Genomic DNA, 19,355 nt, shown 5'->3' on the forward strand with positions numbered 1-19,355 from the left:
TGCGCGGGCTGCGCCGAAGGGGTGATCGGTGGACGGGTGAAGGGGGATCAGCTGGGCGCGCCTCATGTGCCGACCGCCACGAAGACCGCGATCAGCACCACACCGGCCAGCAGCGCGCTCAGGTAGGTCTGCGCGTTGCCGGTCTGGCTGCGCCGCACCACCCAGCCGAGCAGCTTGGCGGTACCGCCGGAGGCCTGCACGTAGCCCTCGACCACCTCGCGGTCCAGGAACTTGACCAGCTCGGCGGCGGCCACGGTGGGGCGCACGAAGAGCAGGGTGTAGAGCCGGTCCAGCCGGAAACCGTGCTGCGCCGGGCCGTAGAGCGGACCGAGCAGCGCCCGGCCGGGGTCGGCCGGCGCGGGCGCGGGCGCGGCCGGGGTGAGCTGCTCGGCCTCGGGCGCACCGCCCTGCTCCGGCACCCGCTCGGCCACCCGCGCACCGACGACCCGCCAGGTCGCGTAGCTGATCAGCACACCGGCCACCGCGAGCCCGGTGCCGAGCACGCCGGTGACCAGGCTCGGCCGCAGCGAGCCGCCGTCCAGCAGGCTGGGCAGCCAGTCGCTGCGCAGTCCGGTGATGCCGAAGGCCATCGTCGGCAGCGCCAGCACCCACAGCGGCCAGCGCATCGCGGCCGGCTCGGCCTCGCCGGGGGCGACCTCGTCGGCCTCCGGCGAGTAGGGCGCCCCGGGCTCGGCGGCGGTGGCGGCGGCCGGGGCCGCGGCCTTGGCGGACAGCCGGGGGAAGGCGAGCAGCCACAGCCTGGTCGCGTAGGCCGCGGTGAGCAGCGCGGTCAGCATCCCGGCGACCAGCACGATCCAGCCCGCCGCGTGCGGCACCGCGCCGGCCGGGCCGACGCCGTTGGTCAGCGCCTCGCCGGTGGCCGCGTGCTCGGCGGCGGTGAGCACCGCCTCCTTGGTGAAGAAGCCGGTGAACGGCGGCAGGCCGGCCAGCGCGACCAGGCCGATGCCCAGCGTCCAGCGGGCGTCCGGCACCCGGTCGCGCAGCCCGGGCAGCCGCGACATCGCCGAGAGCGAGTTCGTGTGCGCGGCGTGGATCAGCACCCCGGCGGAGAGGAAGAGCAGCGCCTTGAACGCGCCGTGGCCCACCAGGTGGAAGACCGCCGCCTCGCGGTCACCGCTGGCCAGCGCCCCGGCCATGTAGCCCAGCTGGCCCACGGTGGAGTAGGCCAGCACCCGTTTGATGTCGTCCTGGGCCAGCGCGCACAGCGCCGAGCCGACCATCGTGACGGCCGCCAGCACCGCCAGCACCACCAGCGCGGCGCCGGAGAGCAGGAAGACCGGCAGCAGCCGGGCCACCAGGTAGATCCCGGCGGCCACCATGGTGGCGGCGTGGATCAGCGCGGAGACCGGGGTCGGGCCGGCCATCGCGTCCGGCAGCCAGGTGTGCAGCGGGAACTGCGCGCTCTTGCCGGCCACGCCGGCCAGCAGCAGCAGCGCGATCAGCGTGGGGTGGTGCAGCCGGCCGTGCGCGGCGGCGTCGAGCACCCCGCCGATGCTGAAGGTGTGCGCGTCGGCCGCCAGCGCGAAGATGCCGAACAGGAACGGCACGTCACCGAGCTTGGTGACCAGGAAGGCCTTGAGCGAGGCCCCCCGGGCGTCCGCGGTCTCCCAGTGGTGGCCGATCAGGAAGTACGAGCAGATGCCCATGACCTCCCAGCCGACCAGCAGCACGAGCAGGTCGCCCGAGTAGACCACCAGGAACATCGCGGCGGTGAAGAGCGAGACCAGCGCCGCGTAGGACGGGTAGCGCGGGTCCGTGCGCAGGTAGGCCGTCGAGTAGACCTGCACGCAGGTGGCGACCACGCCGACCAGGACGGAGATCAGCGAGGTGTAGCCGTCCAGGTGGATCGCGAGCGAGATGTCCGGTCCGCCGGTCGGGGTGAGCCGGGTGGCCGCGTCCAGGGTGTGGCCGGTGCCCAGCTGCACGGCGACGACCAGGGCGAGCACCGCGGCGGCGGCCACCGGCAGGATCGCCAGCGGGCGGCTGTAGCCGGGGGCCTTGCGCCCGGTGGCGAAGGTGGCGGCAGCACCGAGCGCGGGCAGCGCCGGCACCAGCGCGGGGAGGGCGATGTTCACGAGACGGCCTGGCCCTTCGACGCTTCGTCAACTTCGGGGTCAAGGTCAACGGGCACAGCAGGCGCCGGGACCTCGGCGGCCCGGTCCCCCAGCGCCGTCAGCCGGTCGATGTCGGCCGTGCCCCTGGTCCGGAAGACCAGCAGCACGATGGCCAGCCCCAGGCCGATCTCCGCGGCGGCCACGGTGATGGTGAAGAGGGTGAGCGCCTGTCCGGCGTGCAGCGCGTCGCGCAGCCAGGCGTCGAAGGCGACCAGGTTGAGGTTGACGGCGTTGAGCATCAGCTCCACCGACATCAGCACCAGGATGGCGTTGCGCCGGGCGAGCAGACCGTAGACGCCGATGCTGAAGAGCAGCGCGGCCAGGACGGCGGGGTAGGCGAGGTGCATCGGCGGTCAGCGCTCCTGCTGCTCGGGGGCGGCGGTGGCGCGGCCGGGGCGCTGGGCGGCGGGCGGACGCGCGGTGCGCAGCCGGCCCGCGCGCGGCTTGGCGCCGCCCTTGCCCGTCCGGGAGATCACGATCGCCCCCACCAGCGCGGCCAGCAGCAGCACCGAGAGGGCCTCGAAGGGCAGCACCCAGTACCGGAACAGGCTGGCGCCGGTGACGGCGGTGCTGCCGCCGCCCGCGCCCAGGTCGATCCAGGAGGTCCGGAAGGCGTCCACCACCAGGGTCACCAGGGTGCCGGCCGTGGCCAGCGCGACGCCCAGGGCCACCCAGCGGTTGCCCGAGTCGGCGTCCGGCGAGCGGCCGATCGGCGCCTTGGTGAGCATCAGGCCGAAGAGCACCAGCACGACCACCGAACCGAGGTAGATCAGCACCTGCACCCAGGCCACGAACTCGGCGGTGAGCAGCAGGAACTCCACGGCCAGGCCGCCGAGCGCCACGACCAGCCAGAGCGCGGCGTGCACCAGCTGCCTGGTGGTCACCGAGATCAGTGCCGAGCCGAGCACCGCGAGACCGACCAGCACGAAGACGATCTCCACACCGGTCGGCGACAGGAAGCCCCGGCTCGCGGGCGCGAGCGAGCCGGCGGCGGCGAGCAGCGAACTCATGCGCCGTCACCGCCCAGGGCGGCGGCCATCTTGTCGGCGGCCTTGCGGGCGGCGGCGATCTCCTTGGGCTCCTCGGCCGCCGGGTCCAGCGCCGGCGGGGCCGGCACCGTCCACATCCACTCGCGCAGCTTCTCGCGCTCGTGGGTCAGCTCCAGGATGTCGGTCTCCGCGTACTCGAACTCGGGCGACCAGAAGAGCGCGTCGAAGGGGCAGACCTCGATGCAGATCCCGCAGTACATGCAGAGCGAGAAGTCGATGGCGAAGCGGTCCAGCACGTTGCGGGTGCGGGCGCGCGCGTTCGGGTCGGCCGCCGGGAGGGTCTCCTTGTGCGAGTCGATGTAGATGCACCAGTCCGGGCACTCCCGGGCGCAGAGCATGCAGACCGTGCAGTTCTCCTCCAGCAGCCCGATCACGCCGCGGCTGCGCGGGGGCAGCTGCGGCTGCACCTCGGGGTACTGCGCGGTGACGGTCTTGCGCGTCATCGTCCGCAGGGTGACGGCCAGGCCCTTGGCCAGGCCGGATCCGGGCAGGTTCACTGGGAGATCGCCACCTTGATGATGCCGGTCAGGGCGAGCTGGAGGAGCGCGAGCGGGATCAGCACGGTCCAGGCGAAGCGCATCAGCTGGTCCTCGCGCAGCCGCGGGAAGGTCACCCGGGCCCAGATCACCACGAAGGCGAGCGCGAAGGTCTTCAGCAGCGTCCAGAGCCAGCCGAGGCTGTCCGGCAGCGGGCCGTGCCAGCCGCCGAGGAAGAGCACCGCGGTCAGCGCGCAGAGCACCAGGATGCCCGCGTACTCGGAGAGCAGGAAGAGCGCGAAGCGCAGCCCGGTGTACTCGGTGTACGCGCCGAAGATGATCTCGGAGTCGGCCACCGGCATGTCGAACGGCGGGCGCTGCAGCTCGGCGAGGCCGGCCGTGAAGAAGACGAACGCGCCGATCGCCTGCCACGGGATCCACCACCAGTGGAAGGCGTCCATGATCCCGGGCAGCGACAGGGTGCCGGCCGCCATCGCCACCGAGGCGCCGGCCAGCAGCATCGGCAGCTCGTAGGACATCAGCTGGGCGGCCGTGCGCAGGCCGCCGAGCAGCGAGAACTTGTTCGCCGAGGCCCAGCCGGCCATCAGCGAGCCGAGCACGCCGATGCCCATGACCGCGAGCACGAAGAAGATGCCCGCGTCGATCGCCTGCCCGACGAAGCCGTGCGGGCCCACCGGCACGGCCAGCAGCACGAGCAGGTACGGCAGCAGGGCGACGGCCGGCGCCAGCTGGAAGACCCGCCGGTCGGCACCGGCCGGGACGATGTCCTCCTTCTGCGCGAACTTCACGCCGTCGGCGACCAGCTGGGCCCAGCCGTGGAAGCCACCGGCGTACATCGGGCCGAGCCGGCCCTGCATGTGGGCCATCACCTTGTGCTCGGTCTGACCGATGATCAGCGGGAAGGTGAGCATGACCACCAGCGCGGCGAGGCAGCGCAGCAGTGTGTCGAGCAGAGTCACGCGCCCTCTCCGTCCTGGTTCTCGGCGGCTTCCTCGGGGGCACTCCCGGGGGTGTCCTGCTTCGTCGGCTCGGCCGACGGCGCGTCGGGAGTCGGTTCGGCCGACTTCGCGGGCGCGGGATCGTGTGCCGGCACCGGTGAGTGCCACGGCGCGTCGGCGCTGCGGGTGCGCGCCGGACGGGCCGGTGCGGCTGGCGCCTCCGGGGCCGCCGGGGCCGCCGGGGCCTCGGTGGCGGGCCCCGGCTCGGCGGCCGGTGGCGTGGCGGCAGCGGGCTCGGCGGCAGCCGGCGTGGGGGCAGCGGCGGGCGCCGACTGGCTGGCGGAGCCGTCCGTGATGCTGCGGTTGCGCCGCGGCCGGTCGGCCCGCACCGCGGGCGCGCCCTCCGCCGCAGCTCCCGCCCCGGCCGCGCGCGGTCCGCGGGCGGCACGGGCCGGCCGTTCGGCGACCGGCGGCAGGGTGCCCTTGAGCGGCCCCCACTCGTTGGGGTCCGGCACACCGGGCGGCTGCATCTTGCGCCGCGCCGGACCGTCGTGCTCGCTCTCGCCCGGCTCCTTGGCGCCCGGCCAGGCCTTGGCCACCCGGGCCGCCAGGACGAACTCCTTGCGCAGCGGGTGCCCCTCGAAGCCCTCCGGCAGCAGCAGCGGCGTCAGGTCCGGGTGCCCGGTGAACTCGATCCCGAACATCTCGTGCGTCTCGCGCTCGGCCCAGCCGGCCCCGGCGTAGACGCCGCCCGCGGTCGGCAGCGCGGCGCCCGCGCGCGGCACCCGGGTGCGCAGCAGCAGGTGGCGCACCCCGGCGCCGTCCCCGGCGGCGGCCAGGTGCGCGCAGACGGCGAAGCCCTCGGCGAGCTCGTCCACCGCGCTCAGCCAGTCGAAGAAGCGCAGGCCCAGCCCGTCCCGGGCGGCGGTCAGCGCCTCGATCCAGTGCTCGGCCGGCACGTCGACGGTCAGCAGCTCATAGGCCCGGGCAGCGCTCGCCCACGGTCCGATGGCAGCGGCCGCCCGCTCGGGCGTCAGGTCCTGGCTCACTGCGCACCCCCGGGGCCCGGCACCAGCGGCCGGCGCAGCGCACCGGTGGACGGCCCGGCGTAGCGCTCCGCCAGCGACTCGGCGGCGATCTTCTCCTGCAGCTTGAGGATGCCCTGCAGCAGCGCCTCGGGCCGCGGCGGGCAGCCGGGCACGTAGACGTCGACCGGGATGATCTGGTCCACGCCCTTGGTGACCGAGTAGGAGTCCCAGTAGGGCCCGCCGGAGTTGGAGCAGGCGCCGAAGGAGATGACGTACTTCGGCTCCGGCATCTGCTCGTAGAGGCGCTTGACGGCGGGGGCCATCTTGTCCGTCACGGTGCCCGAGACGATCATGAGGTCGGCCTGCCGCGGGCCGGGCGCGAACGGGATCACACCCATCCGGATGAAGTCGTGCTTGGCCATCGACGCGGCGATGAACTCGATCGCGCAGCAGGCCAGCCCGAAGTTGAAGCACCAGAGGCTGTAGCGGCGCCCCCAGTTGAGCACCACCTTGACCGGGTCCGGGGCGAGCCGGGCCAACGGGCCCAGGCGGCGCTGCTCCAGCGCTCCCGGACCGGGGTGGGCGGGGTCGGGCAGACCGAGCGGGACGGGTCCACCCGAGCCGTGGCTGTGGGTCAGGTCCATTCCAGGACCCCCTTCTTCCAGGCGTAGAGCAGACCGACCGCGAGGAAGCCGAGGAAGATGAACATCTCCACCAGCGTCCCCACGCCGTATCCCGCGGCGGCGAACACCGTCGCCCACGGGAAGAGGTAGATCGCGTCGACCGCGAAGATCACGTAGAGGAACGCGTAGATGTAGTAGCGGACCTGGGTGTGCGCCCAGCCCTCACCCACCGGGTCGACCCCGCACTCGTAGCTGAGCAGCTTCTCGGGGGACCAGACCACCGGACGCAACAGCCGGTTGGCCGTGAACGCCACCGCGATGAAGAGCGCGCCGACCACCGCGAGCAGCCCCACCGCCCCGTACGCGTGGAAGTAGCCGCCGCCCTGCGCGGGGTCGGCCGCGAGGGCGCTGGCCCAGGGCCCCTGCATTGCGTTCGCCTCCAGCTCAGCGGTGCCGCGCGGCCGGCCGGGCCGGGCAGCGCAGCATTTATTTACACATCCATAACCTTGCTACGCGGTGAGTCTATGGCCATGGCTCGGTCCCTCCGGAACCCTGCCCGCCACTTAAGACGACTCGGTCCACTGGCAGGACACCGCCGGGACCGCCCCCGGGACCCACCGGCCGGGGGTGGGGATATCCCCCGGTACGGACTCTCCCTAGCCCCCGTGCGCGAAACCCCCGGGTTCGGCGAAGCTGTCCTTCGCACACCCCCACGACTGGAACGGACGCCCACCATGAAGCTCCCCGGCGAGCGCCGCGACGCCAGGCCGCTGTACGGCGCCCAGATGTGGCGCGAGGTGATCCACCACCTGCTCGGCCTGCCCGTCGGCATCGCGGCCTTCGTCTTCACCACCACGGTGCTCGCGGTCGGCGCTGGGCTGAGCGTGACGGTGGTCGGGCTACCGGTGCTGGTCCTGGGGCTGCGCGGGGCCCGCGGCATCGGCGTGGTGGCCCGCTGGCAGGCCCGGCCCGGTCTGGGCGCGCAGGTCGAGGAGCCGCAACCGCTGGTCGCGGCCAAGCCCGGGATCACCGGCTGGGTGCTCGCCTCGCTCACCGACGGGCTGAGCTGGCGCTCGGTGCTCTACTGCCTGCTGATGCTGCCCTGGGGTGCGATCACCTTCACCGTGACGCTCTTCTTCCTGGTGGCCGGCTGGCCGCTGCTGCCCTGGGTGGTCCGCTACCTGGCGGTGGTCCACCGGATGCTGGTGGAGCAACTGCTCGGTCCGGGTCAGCTCTCGGCACGGGTGCGCGAGCTGGAGGAGGACCGCGGCGCGGTGGTCGACACCGCCGCGGCCGACCTGCGCCGGATCGAGCGCGACCTGCACGACGGCGCCCAGGCGCGGCTGGTCGCCCTCGCCATGGACCTCGGCCTGGCCAAGGAGAAGCTGCTGGAGACCGAGCTGTCGACCGAGCAGGCCTCGGCCGCCAAGATGGTCGACGCCGCGCACGGCGAGGTGAAGCTGGCCCTGCAGGAGCTGCGCGACCTGGCCCGCGGCATCCACCCCGCCGTGCTGACCGACCGCGGCCTGGACGCGGCGCTCTCCGCGGTCGCCGCGCGCTGCACCGTGCCCGGCGGGGTGCAGGTCAACGTCGACCTGACCGGCCCCGACGGGGTCGTCGAGCGCCCGGACTCCGCGGTGGAGGGCATCGCCTACTTCACCGTCAGCGAGCTGCTCACCAACACCTCGAAGCATGCGGGGGCCACCAGCGCTTCGGTGGACGCCTGGCGCTCCGCCGACCGGCTGATGATCCAGGTCGGCGACGACGGCCGGGGCGGCGCCACGGCCCCGGGCGGCGGTTTCCGCCCCGGCGGCGGCCTGGCCGGCCTGGCCGAGCGGGTCGGCGCGGTGGACGGCGTCTTCCTGGTGGAGAGCCCGGTGGGCGGCCCGACCACGGTCACCATCGAGCTCCCCTGGCACACCCGGGCGGTCCGCACCGCCTGAACCGGGCCCCGCGCGAGCCAGTGGTCCGGCGGCGGCGACCCTTGCGCGGTACGCCGCCGCCGGACCGGTCCCTGACGGGCCCCTGCCGGCAGACCTCCCGGTCAGGAGCCGAGCGTCCCCAGGGTCACGTCCGCCGTCTTGCCGGCACCCGAGCGCGTGTAGCTGACGGTGGTCCTGCTCCCGGGCGCGAGCGAGGCGAGCGCCGTGGTCAGCGAGTTGAGCGTGGTGATCGGGGTGGCGCCGACCTGGGTGATCACATCGCCCGCCTGCAGTCCGGCCGAGGCCGCCGCACCACCGGAGGTGGTGCTGACGATCACCACGCCGGCCGGCTGGTAGTTGCCGTTGTAGTAGGTGCGGGCGGTGATGCCGAGCGCGGCGCGGCCCGAGTTGGTCACCTTGCCGCTGGAGATCAGCTGGTCGGCGATGCTGGTGATGGTGGCGCTCGGGATCGCGAAGCCGATCCCGGTGGCGGCGCTGCCGTTCAGGTCCGGGTCGACGGCGGCCAGCGTGTTGATGCCGATCACCTGACTGGACAGGTTCACCAGCGCCCCGCCGCTGTTGCCGGGGTTGATCGCGGCCGAGGTCTGCACCATGTTGCCGATGGTGGCGCCGGGCGAGCCGCCGCCCTGCGGCTCGGTGACGGTCCGCCCGGTGGCGGAGACGATGCCCTCGGTCACGCTGCTGGAGAGCCCCAGCGGGCTGCCCATCGCCAACGAGATCTGCCCGACCTCCACCTGCGCGCTGTTGCCGAAGGTGACCGGGCGCAGGCCGCTGGGCGGATTGGTCAGCTTGACCACCGCGAGGTCGGAGTCCGGGTAGCTGCCGACCAGGGTGGCGTCCAGCTGGCTGCTGCTGTTGGCCAGGCTCACCTGGAAGCTGGTCGCGGTGCCCACCACGTGGGCGTTGGTGACGATGTCGCCCTTGTCGTCGTAGACGATCCCCGAGCCGAGCCCGGAGGCCGTGGTGATCTGCACCACCGAGGGCAGCACATTGGCGATCACCTGCTGGTACTCGGTCTGCAGCTGGTTGGTCACCGAGGGCGAGGCGCTCGCCCCGGTCGAGGAGGAGGCGGAGGACGAGGAGGAGGAACCGCTGGTGCAGCCGGCCAGCGCCAGCGCGGCGCAGAGCACCACCGCCGCCGCCGGCCCGGCCGGCCGCAGGGCGACGGCCTTGGGTCCGGTGGGACGCGGGCCGGGCGGGATCGGGCGGGTGTGATCCTTCGAGGGGTGCACCTGGACTGCCTCCGGTTCCGTCCATACGGGGACTGCTGCCCGGCTTTCGCCGGGCCTCGTCAGCATTCCACCGATATGTCCGAATTGCCGTCAATGGCGCGCCGCAGCGGCCCCGGCCCGCGGGCAGGCCCTAACGCTGCTCGGGCACCGCCGTTCCGTAGACCGCGTCCAGCGCGTAGACGCAGCGGTCCTTGCTGCTCACGAAGACCCGGCCGAGCGCGGCCACCGGAGAGCCCGTCAGCTCGCCCTTGGTCCCCAGCTCCCAGCGCAGCCGCCCGGTGGCGAGGTCCAGGGTGTGCAGCGAGTGGTCCCGGCTGCCCAGGTGGACCAGACCGTCCGCAGCCGCCGGGGCGCCGACGATCTCGCCGCGCGCCGCGTAGCGCCACAGCTCCCGCCCGCTCACCGTGTCGAAGGCGTAGAGGGTGTCCCCGCTGGCGATCAGCGCGCTGCGCCCGGCCAGCACCACCGGCTCGGCGCCCTGCCGGCTCGCGGTGCGGCCCTGCCAGCGCACCCGCCCGGTGGCGCCGTCCAGCGCGTAGAGGGTGCCGAGGTAGTCGGCCACGTAGACGGCCGGGGTGGCCGAATCGTCCAGCACCGGCGGGGTGAAGAGCACCACCGGCGCCTCGAACCGCCAGCGCTGCGCCCCGCTCGCCGCGTCCAGCGCGTACACCGCCGTCCCCGCCGTGACGTAGACCAGGCCGCCGCGGACCGCGGGACGGGACGGCACGTCCTCGCCGACCGGGAAGGTCCAGCGCGGCAGCCCGCCGCGGGCGTCCACGCAGCGCAGCCGCCCGCCGCCGTAGTAGTAGACCGAACCCGCCAGCAGCGCCGGGCCGGACTGCGGGTTCTCGTAGTCCTGCTGGGCGTCCTCCACCCGCCACAGCTCGGCGCCGTTGGCGCTGGAGCGCACCTGCACCCCGCCGCCGCGCAGCCCGCAGCAGAGCACCCCGTCGGCCGCGTCCAGCGCGTAGACCCAGCCGTCCAGCGAGGTGCGCCAGCGCTCGGTGCCGTCGGCGACGTCCACCGTGTAGAGGTGCGGGCCGTCGGCGGCGTGCAGCCGCCCGGCGTCCACCGCCACCGCCCAGGCCACGTCCCGGGTCTTGTAGCGGCGCCGGCCCGAGGCGATGTCCAGGGCGTGCACCTCGAAGCTGGAGATGAACAGGGTGCCGTCGGCGACCACCGGCGTGCCCCAGACGTCGTTGGACATCCGGAACCGCCACGGCCGCCAGCGGCCCGGCGCCGTCCGCTCGACGGTGGCGGCGGAGGCCGTGGCGGCGGCGGTCGGACCGGCGGCGGGCGCGCCCGCCGTGCCGTCGGCCCGGCGCACCCAGTCGGTCTCGGCGGGCGTCGGCGACGACCAGCCGGGCGCCGCCGCCGGCGGGGCCGGCTCCACGCCGTGCGCCTGCGGCCCCGGCCCTATCCGCACCGAGGCACCGGAGAGCTGGATCTCCTGCGCCGGGTCGCGCCGGTGCCGGTGGGCCGAGCCGAGCTTGGCGGTGGCCACCTCGCCGTCCGCGCCCTGTCCCGGCCCGGCCTGACCGGTCGTGCCCTGGCCGGTCCCGGCCTGCCCCATGGCCGGGCGGCCGACCGCCGAGGAGCCGGCCGCCTGCGCCATCGCTGTGGACCCCAGCGGCCCCAGCGCGCCCGTGCGCGGGTCCACCCCCTCGGGCCTGGCCGGCGCGCTCGTCCGCGGCGGCAGCGGCGGGACCGGCGGCGGCCCCCAGTGGCTCTCCGGCACGGCCGGCCCGGCGTGCGCCGCCAGGTAGGGTGCGGGCACCGGCGGCGGACCGGCCGGCAGCGGCGGGATCCCGGGCGGTGCGGTCATCGGCGCGGCCGGGGCGGGCGACACCCGCGGGGCCGGCACGGGGCGCGGACGGCGCTTGCGCTCGATGAAGTCCAGCGCCTCCGGCGGCAGCCAGGTGCCGCCCTCCTCCCCCGCGTCGTCCCCGGAGAACAGGTGCGGGGCCAGCTCCGCCTGGATCTGCGCGGGCGTGGGCCGGTGCTCCTGCGCGGGCCGCATGCAGGCCCGGACCAGGTCCACCAGCTCCACCGGCAGCCCGGACAGGTCCGGCTGCTCGCGCAGCAGCTTGAAGACCGTCTCCACCGGGTTGCCGCCGTGGTAGGGCGCGTGCCCGGTGGCGCAGAAGACCAGCAGCGAACCGAGCGAGAAGACGTCGCTGGCCCCCGTGACGCTGCGGCTGTCCTTGGCCTGTTCCGGCGACATGTAGGCGGGCGTGCCGACCGCCACGTTGGTCATGGTCAGCCGGCTGTTCGAGACACCGGCCGCGATCCCGAAGTCGATCACCCGCGGGCCGTCCTCGACCACCAGCACATTGGACGGCTTGAGGTCACGGTGCACCAGGCCCGCGGCGTGGATGGACTGCAGCGCCTCGGCGATGCCGGCGATCAGCCAGCGCACCGCGTCCACCGGCAGCGGCCCGCACTCGCCGACCAGGTCCTCCAGCGAGGGCGCGGGGACGTAGGCGGTGGCCAGCCACGGCACCCGGGCGTCCGCGTCGGCGTCCACCACGGCCGCGGTGTAGAAACCGCCGACCGTCTTGGCCGCGGCGATCTCGCGCGCGAAGCGGACCCGGAACAGCTCGTCCTCGGCGAGCTCGGCGCGCACGGTCTTGATGGCCACCCGCCGCCCCGAGGCGGACCGCGCCAGGTACACCAGCCCCATCCCACCGGCGCCGAGGCGCCCGAGCACCTCGAACGGCCCGATCCGTCTCGGATCCTGCGCCGTCAGCTGGTCCACTCGGCTGCCACCTCCCCGTCCGCACGACACCCGTTCGGGGGCCGGAGTTGATTCTCCAATGCGCCCGGCCCCTGAGCCAATCTCCCCCTGCCCCAGGTCTGCGGCCGTGTCGCGCCATACCGTCGGCTTCCGGCCAGTCGCCGCCCCGGGCCGTCCTGGGCGGCGACCGACGGCCCGTCGACTCGACGATCGGCCAGCCGATCTGACGAGCCCTCGGAAGTCACCGCATTCATGCGCGGCACTACGCAGAGCAACCCGAGTCCCCCTCAGCCCACTGTCCGTCACTCTGTGCCGCCATCAGCACACGGGGGGGCTTCGAATATCGCTATCGCGCCCCCATTACCGCCCCCGTGCGGACTAATAGTCGCATCACCGAATCGCGCCATGATCGGTGCGCGGTAAGCTGACGGCATGACAGGACAAGTTCGCACCGTCGACGGTCGCGTCGCCGGGCGACGCGGACAGGAGACGCGGCAGAAGCTGCTCGACTGCCTCCGCGAGATGCTCAGCACGTCGCCGTACCGGGACGTCAAGGTCATCGACGTCGCCCGTATGGCGGGTACCTCCCCCGCGACCTTCTACCAGTACTTCCCGGATGTCGAGGGCGCCGTCCTCGAGATCGCCGAGGAAATGGCCAAGGACTCCGTCGAGCTCAAAGAGCTGATCGACGGAAAGTCCTGGGCAGGAAAGTCCGGTGCCACCACCTCCGAAGAACTGGTGGACGGATTCCTCGCCTTCTGGCGCAAGAACGACGCCATTCTGCGCGTGGTCACCCTTGGTGCCGCAGAAGGGGACAAGCGGTTCTTCAAGATCCGTATGACGGTCCTCAACTCGGTCGCCAAGCCGCTCGCGGATGCCGTCAAGGACCTCCAGGCCAAGGGCCAGGCCGACAAGGCGCAGGACGCCGCGGCGGTGGCCGGCTCGCTGATCTCGCTGCTCGCATCGGCGGCGGAGCATCAGAAGGCCTTCACCTCCTGGGGCGTCAAGGTCAAGGACCTCAAGCCCACCCTCGCCCCCCTGGTCTACCTGGGCGTCACCGGCAAGAAGCCTCCCAGGTAGACCGTCCGACTACCCTAAAAACCTCATAGCGTGTGCTCGCGCGTGGCCCCGGCCTCCTGTCCGGTGGAACGTCGGGCGGCGGCCGTGTCCTCGGGGGAGGTTCGCCGACGTACCGCAGCGCGCCGGCCCCACACGTGGCGGTGGGCGGGATCCCTGACCGGGATCCCGCCCACCGCTGTGTTCGCGCCCGCTCAGGGGCAGCGGATCACCTGGCCCGCGTAGGCCAGCCCGCCGCCGAAGCCGAAGAGCAGCACCGGATCGCCGCTGCTCAGCTCACCGCGCTCGACCAGCTTGCTGAGCGCCAGCGGGATCGAGGCGGCCGAGGTGTTGCCGGAGTCGACCACGTCGCGGGCGATCACGGCGTCGGTGGCGCCGAGCTTGGCGGCGATCGAGTCGATGATCCGCAGGTTCGCCTGGTGGGCCACGAAGCCCTTGAGCTTGCTCGGCTCGATCCCGGCCCGCTCGCAGGTCTGCCGGGCCAGCGGCGCGATCTGGGTGGTGGCCCAGCGGAAGACCGCCTGGCCCTGCTGGCTGATCACCGGCTTCCACCCGGTGATGGTCACCGCGTCGGTCTTCTCCGGCTCCGAGCCCCAGACCACCGGGCCGATGCCGGGCTCGCAGTCCGCCGGCTGGGCCTCGACCACCGCTGCTCCGGCGCCGTCGGCGAAGATCACGCAGGTGCTGCGGTCGGTCCAGTCGATGGTGTCGGACATCCGCTCGGCGCCGATCACCAGCGCCCGGGTCGCCGCACCGGCCCGGATCGCGTGGTCCGCGGTGGCCAGCGCGTAGGAGAAGCCCGAACAGACGGTGTTGATGTCGTAGGCGGCGGGGCTGGGGATGCCGAGGCGCGCAGCCACCGCGCAGGCGGTGTTGGGGCTGCGCTCCACGGCGGTACAGGTGGCCACCACCACGAGGTCGATGTCCGCCGGGGCGAACCCGCTCGCGGCCAGCGCCTTCTGCGCCGCCTCGGTGGCGAGGTCGACGAGCGTCTCGCTCTCGGCGATGTGCCGCGCGCGGATGCCCACCCGACTGCGGATCCACTCGTCGTCCGTGTCGACCAGAACCGCCAGGTCGTCGTTGGTGAGGACCTTGGCGGGCTGGTAGTGGCCGAGCGCCACAATGCGGGAACCGGTCATAGTGCCACTCAACCCGGTTACCGGTGCGTCAACTGCTCACGGCCGGTGACAGGATCCGACCCCGGAAGCTGTAGGAGACGAACAACAGCCCTTGTCCCGCAACGGGCCCCGGGGGGACATTCGGGGGCATAAAGAGGATTCTCAGGTGGTCCGCCGGTGGGGGCCGGGTGAAGGAGCGGCGTTCGGGCCGAGTCTGGGCGGCGCCGACGAAGGAGTCCATGCGGAGCATCGGCGACTGAGGAGAAGCCGTCCAGGCGACAGCCCGGGCGTCGCGACGCCGGCCCCCACCGGCGGACCACCTCAGGTGGCGAGCGAGGCCGCGTCGCCCATCACGATCACCGGATGGGCTGCCGGATCGAGGGTGCGCAGCAACTCGGTCATGTGGTCCTCGGCCAGCGAGACGCAGGCGTGGGTCGGGCCGCCGTGGTCGACGTGCAGCCAGATGCCGCCGCCCTTGGCCGCGCCGAGCGGCTTCTGCAGGTCCAGCGGGGAGGTGCCGACCACCCGGTTGTAGTCGATCGCCACCACGTAGTCGAAGGCGCCGGCCAGGGACTCGCCGTTGAAACCGGTGCCGCCGGCCACGAAGTCGTCGTCCTGGTGGTAGGGCAGCTTGCTGCCCGGGTCCGGCTTCAGGCCGCCGGCGTCACTGAGCGTGTAGACGCCGATCGGGCTGCGCAGGTCGCCGTCGGTGTGGTCGGTGCTCCAGCCGGCGTCGCCGTTGTGGGCGCTCCACGCGGTGCCCGGGCGCCAGCGGCCGTCGGGGGTGCGGTTCCACAGGGTCACGGTGGAGTCGGAGGAGTCCTTGCCCGCACCGGCGGCCAGCACCACCTGGGTGCTCTGGGCCGGTATCTTCGCGCTGAATCCCGCGCCCAGGCCGGGTATCGCGGTGTAGCTGCCGTCCGCCCGGTCGGACCGGTCGGCGCCGGGTGCCTGGGAGTGCGGATCGCCGGCGGTGGGCTGCCCGGCCGGGGTCGCGGCGGTGCTCGCCGCGGGCGTGCCCTGCGGGGCGGCCGATGCCTGGGGCGGCAGCGCCAGCGGTGTGCTCCGGGCGAGCGCCGCGCTGCCGTGCGCGCCGAGCAGCCCGCCGGGGCCGAAACCGAACCAGCCGACGGCCGCGACCGCGAGCAGGGCGGCGGTGCCCGCCGAGGTGGCTCCGCGACGCCGGCGCGCCTTGCGCCGCCGGCCTCGGGCCTGTGCCCGGGGCCCTGGCGCCGCCCGCCCGCCGGTGGATCCCGCGGCGGCAGCACCCGCGGGGCGGTGGCGTTCGGCAGCACGACGTGTTCCGGACATGCGATCGATCCTGCCAAAAGCGGCCCGGGAAGGTAAACCCGGGCCGCCATAAATCCTCATGAAGGGACGTCAGGGCTCCTGCGGAGGGCCTGTGTCCGTGATCGGGCCGGTCGCCGTCAGAGGCGCATCGCCTGCGGGGTCTCGCGACGCTGCAGGTCCGGGCCGTCGTACTCGCGGATCACCTCGTAGCGGGTGTTGCGCTCCATCGGCCGGAAACCGGCGTCCCGGATCAGCTCCAGCAGGTCCTGGCGGCCGAGCTTGTTCGGGGTGCCGAAGTTGTCCGCGTCGTGGGTGATCTTGTACTCCACCACCGAGCCGTCCATGTCGTCCGCGCCGTGGCTGAGCGCCAGCTGGGCGGTGGTGACGCCGTGCATCACCCAGAAGACCTTGACGTGCGGGACGTTGTCGAAGAGCAGCCGGGAGACCGCGAAGGTCTTCAGCGCCTCGGCGCCGGTGGCCATCTCGGTGCGCTCCATCAGCCGGTTGCGGACCACGCCGTCCTTGGAGTCGTGGAAGTCGTGCTGGTAGCGCAGCGGGATGAAGACCTGGAAGCCGCCGGTCTCGTCCTGCAGCTCACGCAGCCGCAGCACGTGGTCGACCCGGTGCCGGGGCTCCTCGATGTGGCCGTAGAGCATGGTGCACGGGGTCTTCAGGCCCTTCTCGTGCGCCAGGCGGTGGATCCGCGACCAGTCCTCCCAGTGGGTCTCGTGGTCGACGATGTGCTGGCGGACCTCCCAGTCGAAGATCTCCGCGCCGCCGCCGGTCAGCGACTCCAGCCCGGCGTCGATCAGCTCGTCCAGGATCTCACTCGCCGTCAGACCGCTGATCTTCTCGAACCAGTGGATCTCGGTGGCGGTGAACGCCTTGAGCGAGACGCTGGGCAGCGCGGCCTTCAGCTCGCGCAGGCTGCGCGGGTAGTAGCGCCACGGGAGGGTGGGGTGCAGGCCGTTGACGATGTGCAGCTCGGTGAGCGAGTCCACCTCCATCGCCTTCGCCAGCCGCACGGCCTCCTCGATCCGCATGGTGTACGCGTCCTTCTCGCCCGGCTTGCGCTGGAACGAGCAGTAGGCGCAGGAGGCGGAGCAGACGTTGGTCATGTTCAGGTGGCGGTTGACGTTGAAGTGGACGACGTCGCCGTTCTTCTTCGTCCGCACGTGGTGCGCCAGGCCGCCCAGCCAGGCCAGGTCGTCGCTCTCGTAGAGCGCGATGCCGTCCTCACGGGTCAGCCGCTCGCCCGCGTAGACCTTCGCCTCCAGCTCCCGCTTCAGCCCTGCGTCCATGCGGCGACCCGCCTCCTGTGTCATTCGGTGCAAAAGCCATCGGCCTGATTGGCCAGATCGAGACTACGCCTATGCGGCGAGCAGCTCCGACAGGAGCTCGGGTTCCACATTGCCGCCGCTGACGACCGCCGCGAAGACCCTCCCGCGCAGCTCACCGGCCCGGTACAGGTAGCCGGCGGTTGCCACCGCCCCGGACGGTTCGGCGACCAGGCGTCCGCGCCGGGCCAGCACGGCGACGGTGTCGCGGATCTCGGCCTCGCTGACCGTGACGATGTCGTCCACGTAGGCCTGCAGGTGCTCGAACGGCAGCATGCCCACGGCCGGGGTGCGCAGGCCGTCGGCGATCGTCCGGTAGGTGTCGGCGACCGGCCAGCTGATCCGCTCACCGGCCCGCAGGCTGGCCCGGGCGTCGGCGGCGAGCTCCGGCTCGACGCCGATCACCCGCACGCCGGGGGTGGTCAGCTTGATCGCCGCGGCGACCCCGCTGATCAGCCCGCCGCCGCTGACCGGCACCAGCACGGTGTCCAGCTCGTCCGGGGCGTCCTCGCCGATCTCCAGGCCCACCGTGCCCTGGCCGGCGATGATGTCCGGGTCGTCGAAGGGCGGCACCCAGACGTAGCCGTGGCGCTCGCGCAGCTCGGCGGGGAGGTCGTCACGCCGGTCGGGCGCGACCAGCACGACCTCGGCACCGTAGGAGCGGGTGTTCTCGACCTTGACCGCGGGCGAGGTGTCGGGCATCACGATGACGGCCTTGATGTCCAGCAGCCTTGCCGCGTAGGCGATCGCCTGGGCGTGGTTGCCACTGGACTGGGCGACCACGCCGCGTGCCCGGTCGGCGGCGCTCAGCTGGGCCAGCCGGTTGTAGGCACCGCGGATCTTGAACGCCCCGGTGGGCTGGAGACTCTCCGGCTTGAGCCAGAGGCGGCGGTTGCCGTCATCGGCCCAGGGCGCCGGCATCAGCGGGGTGCGGACCGCGACCCCGGCTATCCGTCGCTGAGCGGCGCGCAGCTCTTCCAGCCCGACCAGTGGCATCCGATCCTCATTCCCGACTCAGTCGCTCAGGGCCGGGAGCTCGCTGACCCGGTTCTCCCATTTGGTGGACAGTACGACGGTGGTCCGGGTGCGGGCCACCCCCTTGGTGCCCGACAGCCGCTTCACCACCGACTCCAGGCCCTCCACGTCGGAGACCCGCACCTTGAGCATGTAGGAGTCGTCGCCCGCGATGAACCAGCAGTCCTCGACCTCGCCGAGGTCCTTCAGCCGGTGCGCCACGTCCTCGTGGTCGGCCGCGTCGGTGAGCTGGAGGCCGATCAGGGCCGTCACCCCGAAGCCGAGCGAGGCCGGGTTGACGGTGGCCCGGTAGCCGGTGATCACGCCGGCCTGTTCCAGCCGGTTGATCCGGTCCGTGACGCTCGGACCCGACAGGCCCACCAGGCGGCCCAGTTCCGCGTAGGAGGCGCGACCGTTCTCCCGGAGCGCCTGGATGAGCTGTCTGTCCACCGTGTCCATGTACCGTCCGCGTCCTTCCGAACTCGCCAGACTCCGAGAGCATTATCCGCAATTCCAAGGGTTCACACGTGGTGCAACCCGGTTTTCGCAGACGTCAGATGTCGGATGCCAGATATCGCAGAGAACATACTCTCTCGGCGCGGGCACTCCTACGTCCCCTCGGCGGTGCGGGCCGCGCCGAGCTCGCCGCCCCAGCGGCGGTAGAGCGTGTGCGGCACCCCGACCGCGTCCAGCACCCGCCCGGCCACGAAGTCCACCAGCTCCCGGGCGGTGGAGCCGCCCGCGTAGAACCCGGGCGAGGCGGGCAGCACCACCGCGCCGGCCGCGTCCAGCTCCACCAGGTGACGCAGCGTCACTCCGTCGAGCGGTGTCTCGCGGACGCAGACCACCAGCGGGCGGCGCTCCTTGAGAGTCACGGCGGCGGCCCGCTGGAGCAGGTCCTTGCTCAGGCCGAGCGCGATGCCGGCCACCGCGCCGGTGGTGGCCGGCACCACCAGCATCCCCTTGGCCGGGTAGGAGCCGCTGGAGGGGCCCGCCGCGAAGTCGCCGGCGGCCCAGTAGCGGACGTCGTCCAGCTCGGCGCCGGACAGGCCGGCGGCCGCCGGGCTGTCACCGCCCGGCTCGCCGCACAGCCAGGCGGCCAGGTCGGTGCGCCAGTGCGCGTCCCGGAAGGAGATGCCGGTCTCGTCCAGGATGGTCAGCCGGGCGGCCCGGCTGACCACCAGGTCCACCGCCTCGCCGGCCGCCAGCAGTGCCCGGATCACCGAGGCCGCGTACGGCGTGCCCGAGGCGCCCGAGACCGCGACCACCCAGGGCCGCCGTACCGTGTCGTCGTCTTCCTTGCCCATACCCGCACCCTAGGGCCTGGGACGCGAGAG

The 19,355-nt window shown here is 73.2% G+C and carries 18 protein-coding genes; 2 read left to right on the plus strand and 16 right to left on the minus strand.

Annotation, left to right across the window (positions count from 1 at the left end; genetic code table 11):
• Positions 1–62: 62 nt before the first annotated feature.
• From OG294_RS17605 to OG294_RS17640, 8 genes are read right to left on the minus strand one after another with little or no spacing between them, the layout of a single operon-like run.
• Positions 63–2,096, minus strand: coding sequence for an NADH-quinone oxidoreductase subunit 5 family protein (locus OG294_RS17605; RefSeq protein WP_327067451.1), 2,034 nt, complete (start codon positions 2,094–2,096; stop codon positions 63–65).
• Positions 2,093–2,482, minus strand: coding sequence for an NADH-quinone oxidoreductase subunit NuoK (gene nuoK, locus OG294_RS17610; protein ID WP_327067452.1), 390 nt, complete (start codon positions 2,480–2,482; stop codon positions 2,093–2,095). Before nuoK ends, OG294_RS17605 begins: the two co-directional genes overlap by 4 nt.
• 6 nt (positions 2,483–2,488) lie before the next feature.
• Positions 2,489–3,145 (minus strand): NADH-quinone oxidoreductase subunit J family protein, encoded by a 657-nt coding sequence (locus OG294_RS17615; protein WP_327067453.1) that lies wholly within the window; start codon positions 3,143–3,145, stop codon positions 2,489–2,491.
• Positions 3,142–3,627, minus strand: coding sequence for a 4Fe-4S binding protein (locus OG294_RS17620; RefSeq protein WP_327071580.1), 486 nt, complete (start codon positions 3,625–3,627; stop codon positions 3,142–3,144). The genes OG294_RS17615 and OG294_RS17620 overlap by 4 nt, the downstream gene beginning before the upstream one ends.
• A 50-nt stretch (positions 3,628–3,677) precedes the next feature.
• Positions 3,678–4,634 carry a complex I subunit 1/NuoH family protein gene (locus OG294_RS17625; protein WP_442789338.1) on the minus strand — a complete coding sequence of 319 codons (957 nt, stop codon included), beginning with the start codon at positions 4,632–4,634 and terminating at the stop codon, positions 3,678–3,680.
• A gap of 2 nt (positions 4,635–4,636) precedes the next feature.
• A complete protein-coding gene (locus tag OG294_RS17630; protein WP_327067454.1) occupies positions 4,637–5,668 on the minus strand; it encodes an NADH-quinone oxidoreductase subunit C in 1,032 nt (343 codons plus the stop codon).
• A complete protein-coding gene (locus OG294_RS17635) occupies positions 5,665–6,291 on the minus strand; it encodes an NADH-quinone oxidoreductase subunit B (RefSeq protein ID WP_327067455.1) in 627 nt (208 codons plus the stop codon). Before OG294_RS17635 ends, OG294_RS17630 begins: the two co-directional genes overlap by 4 nt.
• Complete coding sequence (locus tag OG294_RS17640) at positions 6,282–6,698, minus strand: NADH-quinone oxidoreductase subunit A (protein WP_327067456.1); 417 nt, start codon at positions 6,696–6,698, stop codon at positions 6,282–6,284. Before OG294_RS17640 ends, OG294_RS17635 begins: the two co-directional genes overlap by 10 nt.
• Positions 6,699–7,004: 306 nt before the next feature.
• On the opposite strand from OG294_RS17640, the gene OG294_RS17645 reads away from it, so the two are divergent.
• A complete protein-coding gene (locus OG294_RS17645) occupies positions 7,005–8,213 on the plus strand; it encodes a sensor histidine kinase (RefSeq protein ID WP_327067457.1) in 1,209 nt (402 codons plus the stop codon).
• Between the two features lie 101 nt (positions 8,214–8,314).
• Here the strand turns inward: OG294_RS17645 and OG294_RS17650 are convergent, their stop codons facing one another.
• A complete protein-coding gene (locus tag OG294_RS17650; RefSeq protein WP_442789339.1) occupies positions 8,315–9,373 on the minus strand; it encodes a S1C family serine protease in 1,059 nt (352 codons plus the stop codon).
• A 202-nt stretch (positions 9,374–9,575) separates the two neighbouring features.
• Positions 9,576–12,203, minus strand: coding sequence for a serine/threonine-protein kinase (locus OG294_RS17655; RefSeq protein WP_327067458.1), 2,628 nt, complete (start codon positions 12,201–12,203; stop codon positions 9,576–9,578).
• A 411-nt stretch (positions 12,204–12,614) separates the two neighbouring features.
• On the opposite strand from OG294_RS17655, the gene OG294_RS17660 reads away from it, so the two are divergent.
• A complete protein-coding gene (locus OG294_RS17660; protein ID WP_184937043.1) occupies positions 12,615–13,262 on the plus strand; it encodes a TetR family transcriptional regulator in 648 nt (215 codons plus the stop codon).
• A 191-nt stretch (positions 13,263–13,453) separates the two neighbouring features.
• On the opposite strand, the gene OG294_RS17665 is transcribed toward OG294_RS17660, so the two are convergent.
• The 6 genes from OG294_RS17665 to OG294_RS17690 all read right to left on the minus strand — a co-directional run bounded on the left by OG294_RS17665 (position 13,454) and on the right by OG294_RS17690 (position 19,325).
• Positions 13,454–14,398, minus strand: a complete 945-nt coding sequence (locus tag OG294_RS17665) for a beta-ketoacyl-ACP synthase III (protein ID WP_327067459.1) — start codon at positions 14,396–14,398, stop codon at positions 13,454–13,456.
• A gap of 300 nt (positions 14,399–14,698) precedes the next feature.
• Complete coding sequence (locus OG294_RS17670; protein WP_327067460.1) at positions 14,699–15,688, minus strand: hypothetical protein; 990 nt, start codon at positions 15,686–15,688, stop codon at positions 14,699–14,701.
• A gap of 116 nt (positions 15,689–15,804) precedes the next feature.
• Positions 15,805–16,968: an aminofutalosine synthase MqnE gene (gene mqnE / locus OG294_RS17675; RefSeq protein ID WP_327067461.1), complete on the minus strand. Its 1,164-nt coding sequence runs from the start codon at positions 16,966–16,968 to the stop codon at positions 15,805–15,807.
• Between the two features lie 69 nt (positions 16,969–17,037).
• Positions 17,038–18,000, minus strand: a complete 963-nt coding sequence (locus OG294_RS17680) for a threonine ammonia-lyase (protein WP_327067462.1) — start codon at positions 17,998–18,000, stop codon at positions 17,038–17,040.
• Positions 18,001–18,018: 18 nt separating this feature from the next.
• Positions 18,019–18,477, minus strand: coding sequence for an Lrp/AsnC family transcriptional regulator (locus tag OG294_RS17685; RefSeq protein WP_327067463.1), 459 nt, complete (start codon positions 18,475–18,477; stop codon positions 18,019–18,021).
• A 149-nt stretch (positions 18,478–18,626) separates the two neighbouring features.
• Positions 18,627–19,325 carry a UbiX family flavin prenyltransferase gene (locus OG294_RS17690; RefSeq protein WP_327067464.1) on the minus strand — a complete coding sequence of 233 codons (699 nt, stop codon included), beginning with the start codon at positions 19,323–19,325 and terminating at the stop codon, positions 18,627–18,629.
• Positions 19,326–19,355 lie beyond the last annotated feature (30 nt).

The sequence above is a fragment of the Kitasatospora sp. NBC_01302 genome (genome assembly GCF_035976515.1).
Lineage (GTDB): Bacteria > Actinomycetota > Actinomycetes > Streptomycetales > Streptomycetaceae > Kitasatospora.

Bases quoted from the DNA above. Each gene is read 5' to 3' on its own strand.
- OG294_RS17665 (WP_327067459.1), bottom strand. From the start codon at position 14,398: ATGACCGGTTCCCGCATTGTGGCGCTCGGCCACTACCAGCCCGCCAAG.
- OG294_RS17690 (WP_327067464.1), bottom strand. From the start codon at position 19,325: ATGGGCAAGGAAGACGACGACACGGTACGGCGGCCCTGGGTGGTCGCG.
- OG294_RS17685 (WP_327067463.1), bottom strand. From the start codon at position 18,477: ATGGACACGGTGGACAGACAGCTCATCCAGGCGCTCCGGGAGAACGGT.
- mqnE (WP_327067461.1), bottom strand. From the start codon at position 16,968: ATGGACGCAGGGCTGAAGCGGGAGCTGGAGGCGAAGGTCTACGCGGGC.
- OG294_RS17660 (WP_184937043.1), top strand. From the start codon at position 12,615: ATGACAGGACAAGTTCGCACCGTCGACGGTCGCGTCGCCGGGCGACGC.
- OG294_RS17635 (WP_327067455.1), bottom strand. From the start codon at position 6,291: ATGGACCTGACCCACAGCCACGGCTCGGGTGGACCCGTCCCGCTCGGT.
- OG294_RS17645 (WP_327067457.1), top strand. From the start codon at position 7,005: ATGAAGCTCCCCGGCGAGCGCCGCGACGCCAGGCCGCTGTACGGCGCC.
- OG294_RS17620 (WP_327071580.1), bottom strand. From the start codon at position 3,627: ATGACGCGCAAGACCGTCACCGCGCAGTACCCCGAGGTGCAGCCGCAG.
- OG294_RS17615 (WP_327067453.1), bottom strand. From the start codon at position 3,145: ATGAGTTCGCTGCTCGCCGCCGCCGGCTCGCTCGCGCCCGCGAGCCGG.
- nuoK (WP_327067452.1), bottom strand. From the start codon at position 2,482: ATGCACCTCGCCTACCCCGCCGTCCTGGCCGCGCTGCTCTTCAGCATC.
- OG294_RS17670 (WP_327067460.1), bottom strand. From the start codon at position 15,688: ATGTCCGGAACACGTCGTGCTGCCGAACGCCACCGCCCCGCGGGTGCT.
- OG294_RS17640 (WP_327067456.1), bottom strand. From the start codon at position 6,698: ATGCAGGGGCCCTGGGCCAGCGCCCTCGCGGCCGACCCCGCGCAGGGC.
- OG294_RS17680 (WP_327067462.1), bottom strand. From the start codon at position 18,000: ATGCCACTGGTCGGGCTGGAAGAGCTGCGCGCCGCTCAGCGACGGATA.